Raw genomic sequence first — 6,108 nt, 5'->3', positions numbered from 1 at the left:
CAGCAGTAGAATCTGCAGCTCCCCTTCTAGACGCTCAATCGCGTCTTTGGCCGCTGAAATCTCTTCTTGCGCCATTTCACGCATCTCTTCGTCGTCTTCATTGGCCATATCTTGCGCCGCGACTAAGTCTTCTTGAGCTTGTTGGTAAGCTTGGAAACACTGAGTGACTTCTTCAAGTTGCGAGTACTCTTTCGACAGAGCACGGAATTTATCTTGGTTACCGATCACATCCGGATCGCCAAGTAAGTGTTGAACTTCTTCGTAACGTTCAACCAGTGTTTCTAGCTTAGTTAGAATCGAGGGTTTCATACTGTATTTCTCAAGATAGGGTAAGTGGGCACAATCAATAACGTACGGGCACGGCAAAGTGAATCCGCTAGTTATCGTCTAGGCCTAAACTTTGTCTAATGATAGCAAGCTTTGCAGGCTCGCCCTGCTCCGCAGCCCTTTGCATGGCGCGCGTCGGAGCGTGAATCAATCGGTTGGTCAATTTGTTGCTGAGTTCATGGAGCAGTTTTTGAGGATCGGCACCGGTTGCCAGTGCTTGTAAGCTTTTCGCCAACAACTCTTCACGAATGGCATTCGCGCTGCGGCGATAATCGCGGATGCTATCTACCGCCTGCAACGAGCGCAGTGAAGACATAAACGCCGCGCTCTCTTCGCTGACAATCGCTTCGGCTTGAATGGCTTCCACTTTGCGCTGCTCGATGTTGCTGTCTATGATCGACTGCAAATCATCGACGGTATAAAGGTACACATCGCTCAAATCGCCGACCTGAGATTCAACATCACGCGGTACGGCGATATCAACAAACAACATAGGACGGTGACGTCTTGCCTTGATGGCACTTTCCACCATGCCTTTGCCGATAATCGGTAACGGGCTAGCCGTCGAGCTGATCACGATGTCAGCTCGGCCAAGATGCTCTGGAATCTCGGGCAAACTGATGATCTCAGCGCCAAACTCGCGCGCCAGTGGCAAGGCCCGCTCTCGGGTGCGGTTAGCCACGATCATCTTTTTACAACCATTGGCAGAGAGGTGTTTAGCGACCAGTTCAATCGTCTCGCCAGCGCCCACCAACAGCACGGTGGAGGCTTCAAGCGATTCGAAAATGTGCTTCGCCAACGTACAAGCGGCGTAGGCAACCGAGACCGCTTGGCCGCCGATGTCCGTCTCTGTGCGCACGCGCTTGGCAACGGAAAAGGTTTTTTGAAACAGCTTCTCCATCGCGCTGTCCACCGAGCGGTGTTCACGCGAATCGGCATACGCTTGTTTCACCTGACCTAGAATTTGCGGCTCGCCCAAAACAAGCGAGTCTAACCCGCACGAAACACGCATCAGATGCTTGATAGCGGCCTGCTCTTCATGGATGTATAAACTGGGCTTTAACTCTTCAGGGCTGACCTGATGAAACTGAGATAACCACTCAATAAGCTTGCTTTTACCGGAGGGTTTGACATCGCAGTAGACTTCCGTTCGGTTACAGGTTGAGACAATCACGCTGCCATTGACGGCGGCATTGTCGCTCAGTTGCTTGAGTGCTTCAGGCAGCTTTTCCGGTCCAAAGGCAACTTTTTCACGAAGTTCCACTGAGGCCGTGTTGTGATTGATACCTATAGCAAGCAAAGACATGTATTCGAAGGTTCTCTGAATCAGGCAGTTAACAAATGAGGACGGAATTTTACTTTATGCCCCAAGTTAATGAAAGGGCATTGAGGATATGTTTTCATGAGTTCGTGATATCAATGATATAGTGATGCCCATGGCAGCAGAAGAAACGGACAAATTATCAGCAATGACGCTCTATTTGCGACCCCTAATCCTTGCGCTTATGACGCTTGTGTTACTTAATGGCTGTGCGACGATGGAAAGCACCACCAACGTGCAGTGGCAAACTCATCAACAACAGCTTGCGGCCATCGAGCAATACCGAGCCAATGGCAAGCTGGGCTACATCGCCCCAGACCAAAGACAATCGCTCAATTTCCAGTGGCACCATGCCAGTGAATCGAATCGCCTCAGGCTGACCACCTTCCTCGGCCAAACCGTGTTACTGCTAGAAGACACGCCCACCATGGCCAAAGTGGAGACCATGGATGAGCAAACCTTTCAAGCGCCGAGTGCTCAAACTCTGATTGAACACTTAACCGGTCTGTCGATTCCCGTTGATTATCTCCATGACTGGCTATTGGGCCGCCCTACGCAAGCCGACGATTACACACTCAACCCAACCAACACGCTCGCTACCTTAACCAAAACGGTCAGCGGCCAAACCTGGCAGTTGGAATACCAACGGTATCAAGATGTGCTCGTCGCTGGGCTACCCACACCGTTACCACAACGCATTGCCCTTCGCCAAGGTGACACGACCATCAACATCATTATTTCGACTTGGACACTGAACTGATGATTACCCAAACCACCACTTGGCCCTCACCGGCCAAACTGAATCTCTTTCTCTACATCACAGGCCGACGAGCCAATGGTTACCATGAACTGCAGACGCTGTTTCAATTCCTTGAGTATGGCGATGAGCTAACCATCACCGCCAATCACAGTGGAAACATTACGCTCTCACCTGCTATCGAGGGCGTTGCGCTAGAGGACAATTTGATCTGGAAAGCGGCAATGGCACTGAAAAGTGCGAGTCAATGTCCACTCGGCGCTCATATCGAACTCAACAAAATTTTACCTATGGGCGGTGGCATTGGCGGCGGTTCCTCTAACGCCGCAACAACGCTTGTCGCGCTCAATCACTTATGGCAAACCGAACTGAGCGACGATGCTCTCGCCGAGATTGGATTGGCTCTAGGAGCAGATGTCCCAGTGTTCACCCGAGGTTTTGCCGCCTTTGCTGAGGGTGTGGGTGAGCAGCTAACGCCGGCATCGCCAGAGGAAAAGTGGTACTTAGTTATCAAACCCTCCGTAAGCATTGCGACGGTGGATATATTCACCCATCCAGATTTGTGCAGAAATTCACCAAAGCGAGCGCTGACAACCCTTCTCGCCGATCCTTACGGAAACGATTGCGAAAAAATTGTTCGAATGCTTTACCCAGAGGTTGATAAGCAACTTTCATGGCTGCTACAATATGCGCCGTCAAGATTGACTGGGACTGGATCGTGCATTTTTGCCGAATTTTCGAGCAAAAATGCGGCACAATCTGTCTTCGAAAAATTACCTGACGCCGTCTCGGCTTTTGTAGCCCAAGGGAAAAACATTTCGCCTTTACACGAGACTTTGGCTAAGTATCGCTTAGCCCACACACAATCTATCTAAAACTGGACGCAACCCTGAGGTTTCCACCGTGCCTGATATGAAGCTATTTGCTGGTAACGCTACACCTGAACTAGCCCAACGTATTGCTGATCGTCTATACATCTCCCTTGGTGACGCAACTGTTTCTCGTTTTTCTGATGGCGAAGTCGCTGTACAAATCAACGAAAACGTTCGTGGTAGCGATGTTTTCATCATCCAATCTACCTGCGCACCGACCAACGACAACCTAATGGAACTTGTAGTGATGATTGACGCAATGCGCCGCGCTTCAGCGGGCCGTATTACTGCAGTTATCCCTTATTTTGGTTACGCTCGCCAAGACCGTCGCGTACGTTCTGCTCGCGTGCCAATTACGGCAAAAGTTGTTGCTGACTTCCTGTCCAACGTCGGTGTTGACCGCGTTCTAACTATCGACCTACATGCAGAGCAAATCCAAGGCTTCTTCGATGTTCCTGTTGATAATATCTTCGGTACACCTGTACTGCTTGAAGACATGCAGGCTCGCGGCCTAGAGAACCCTGTCGTGGTTTCTCCAGACCTTGGCGGTGTTGTTCGCGCTCGCGCAACAGCAAAAGCACTGGGTGATATCGATATTGCTATCGTTGACAAGCGTCGTCCGCGTGCCAACGTCTCTGAAGTGATGAACCTGATCGGTGATGTAGAAGGTCGCGACTGCGTGATCGTCGATGACATGATCGATACAGGCGGCACACTGTGTAAAGCAGCAGAAGCGCTAAAAGAGCGCGGCGCGAAACGTGTCTTTGCTTACGCGACACACGCCGTTTTCTCTGGTAACGCAGCACAAAACATTGGTAACTCAGTGCTAGACCAAGTGATCGTTACTGACTCGATCACGCTACCTAAAGAAATGGAAGCGACCGGTAAAGTGACCTGCCTAAGCCTATCTCGCATGCTGGCTGAAGCGATTCGCCGCATCAGCAATGAAGAGTCTATCTCGGCGATGTTCAACTAATATCGCGCCTTGCTCCGATGTAAAAACACCCTACGGGGTGTTTTTTTATTGCGGCGATAAAATTGTGCTATCATACTGCGCTTTTTGAGATTGCAAGAGAGATCCTAACCTTGACTCAACCGATCAAACTTCTTGTCGGCCTAGCCAATCCTGGGCCTGAATACGCCAAAACTCGCCATAATGCAGGCGCATGGGTGGTAGAAGAACTCGCACGTATCCACACGGTCACCTTGAAGAACGAACCGAAATTCTTCGGTATGACCGGGCGCATACTGATCAATGGTCAAGATCTCCGCCTGCTGATCCCCACCACTTTTATGAATCTCTCCGGCAAAGCGGTCGCCGCTATGGCAAAGTTTTACCAAATTAAACCGGAAGAGATCATGGTGGCACACGATGAGCTCGACTTGCCACCTGGTGTAGCCAAGTTTAAAAAAGGCGGTGGACACGGTGGACACAACGGCCTGCGTGACACCATTAGCAAGCTTGGCAATAACAAAGATTTCTATCGCCTCAGGATTGGCATTGGTCACCCTGGGCACAAAGACAAAGTCGCTGGTTTTGTCCTTGGCAAAGCACCAGCAAAAGAGCAAGAACTGCTCGATGCAGCCGCCGATGAATCGGTCCGCTGTTTAGACATCCTTTTAAAAGATGGCTTAGCGAAAGCTCAAAACCGTCTACACACGTTCAAAGCTGAATAAGGTTACTATCATGGGTTTTAAATGTGGCATCGTTGGTCTCCCTAACGTAGGTAAATCAACTCTGTTTAACGCACTGACTAAAGCGGGTATTGAAGCAGCCAACTTCCCGTTCTGTACCATTGAACCAAACACAGGTGTGGTACCTGTGCCTGATCTTCGTCTCGATGCACTGGCAAAGATCGTTAACCCACAAAGAATACTTCCAACCACGATGGAGTTTGTTGATATCGCAGGCTTGGTTGCAGGCGCATCTCGCGGTGAAGGTCTAGGAAATAAATTCCTTGCCAATATTCGTGAAACCGATGCCATTGGCCATGTGGTTCGCTGTTTTGAAAATGAAAACATCGTTCACGTTGCGGGTAAAGTGTCTCCAATCGAAGATATCGAAGTCATTAACCTTGAACTGGCGATGGCGGACTTAGACTCATGTGAGCGCGCCATTCAACGTAACGCTAAAAAAGCCAAAGGCGGCGACAAAGACGCGAAATTCGAATTGACCGTCCTAGAGAAGCTACTCCCAGTACTGACCGAAGGTGGTATGGCGCGTACCGTTGAGTTGTCGAAAGAAGAGTTGGATGCCATTGGTTACCTCAACTTCCTAACGCTCAAGCCAACCATGTATATTGCGAACGTCAACGAAGACGGATTTGAGGACAACCCGTACCTGGATGCGGTACGTGAGTACGCACAAAAAGAAAACAACGTGGTTGTGGCCGTCTGCGCAGCGATCGAATCTGAGCTTTCTGAGCTCGACGACGAAGATCGTGAAGAGTTCTTGGCGGATATGGGCATTGAAGAACCGGGTCTAAACCGTGTTATCCGCTCTGGTTACGAGCTTTTGACCCTACACACCTACTTCACCGCAGGTGTCAAAGAGGTACGTGCTTGGACTATCCCTGTCGGTGCAACCGCCCCACAAGCAGCAGGTAAGATCCACACGGACTTTGAAAAAGGCTTTATCCGCGCAGAAGTTGTCGGCTATGACGACTACATCCAGTTCAACGGTGAAAGCGGTGCAAAAGAGGCCGGTAAGTGGCGTCTAGAAGGCAAAGACTACATCGTCAAAGATGGTGACGTTATCCACTTTCGCTTTAACGTATAAAATTGCGCAAGTGATTGACTTAAAAAGCCAGCAACTCTGCTGGCTTTGTTGT

Annotated in this window: 7 protein-coding genes; 5 read left to right on the top strand and 2 right to left on the bottom strand. The window is 50.0% G+C overall.

The annotated features are described in order from the left end of the window. Together AC6R1O_RS15860 and hemA are read right to left on the bottom strand one after the other, a co-directional pair. The coding region (locus AC6R1O_RS15860) for a PCRF domain-containing protein (RefSeq protein WP_500657362.1) at positions 1-309 on the bottom strand (309 nt) is incomplete at its 3' end. A 67-nt stretch (positions 310-376) separates the two neighbouring features. Next, positions 377-1,633: a glutamyl-tRNA reductase gene (gene hemA / locus AC6R1O_RS15855; RefSeq protein WP_500657361.1), complete on the bottom strand. Its 1,257-nt coding sequence runs from the start codon at positions 1,631-1,633 to the stop codon at positions 377-379. 163 nt (positions 1,634-1,796) lie between these two features. On the opposite strand from hemA, the gene lolB reads away from it, so the two are divergent. The 5 genes from lolB (at position 1,797) to ychF (ending at position 6,056) form a co-directional block, all read left to right on the top strand. After that, entirely contained in the window at positions 1,797-2,408 is a 612-nt protein-coding gene (lolB, locus tag AC6R1O_RS15850) for a lipoprotein insertase outer membrane protein LolB (RefSeq protein ID WP_334551489.1), read from the top strand. Next, positions 2,408-3,280 (top strand): 4-(cytidine 5'-diphospho)-2-C-methyl-D-erythritol kinase, encoded by an 873-nt coding sequence (ispE, locus tag AC6R1O_RS15845; RefSeq protein ID WP_487903618.1) that lies wholly within the window; start codon positions 2,408-2,410, stop codon positions 3,278-3,280. Before lolB ends, ispE begins: the two co-directional genes overlap by 1 nt. A gap of 28 nt (positions 3,281-3,308) precedes the next feature. After that, on the top strand, positions 3,309-4,253 hold the full coding sequence (locus tag AC6R1O_RS15840; RefSeq protein ID WP_038133791.1) for a ribose-phosphate pyrophosphokinase: 945 nt from the start codon (positions 3,309-3,311) through the stop codon (positions 4,251-4,253). 110 nt (positions 4,254-4,363) lie between these two features. Then, positions 4,364-4,954, top strand: a complete 591-nt coding sequence (pth, locus tag AC6R1O_RS15835; protein ID WP_334551178.1) for an aminoacyl-tRNA hydrolase — start codon at positions 4,364-4,366, stop codon at positions 4,952-4,954. 10 nt (positions 4,955-4,964) lie between these two features. After that, positions 4,965-6,056, top strand: coding sequence for a redox-regulated ATPase YchF (gene ychF, locus AC6R1O_RS15830; RefSeq protein WP_500657360.1), 1,092 nt, complete (start codon positions 4,965-4,967; stop codon positions 6,054-6,056). Positions 6,057-6,108 lie beyond the last annotated feature (52 nt).

The organism is Vibrio sp. R11-SG3-ISO3-SZ (assembly GCF_059834345.1).
This window is presented reverse-complemented; position numbering and strand designations above follow the sequence as displayed.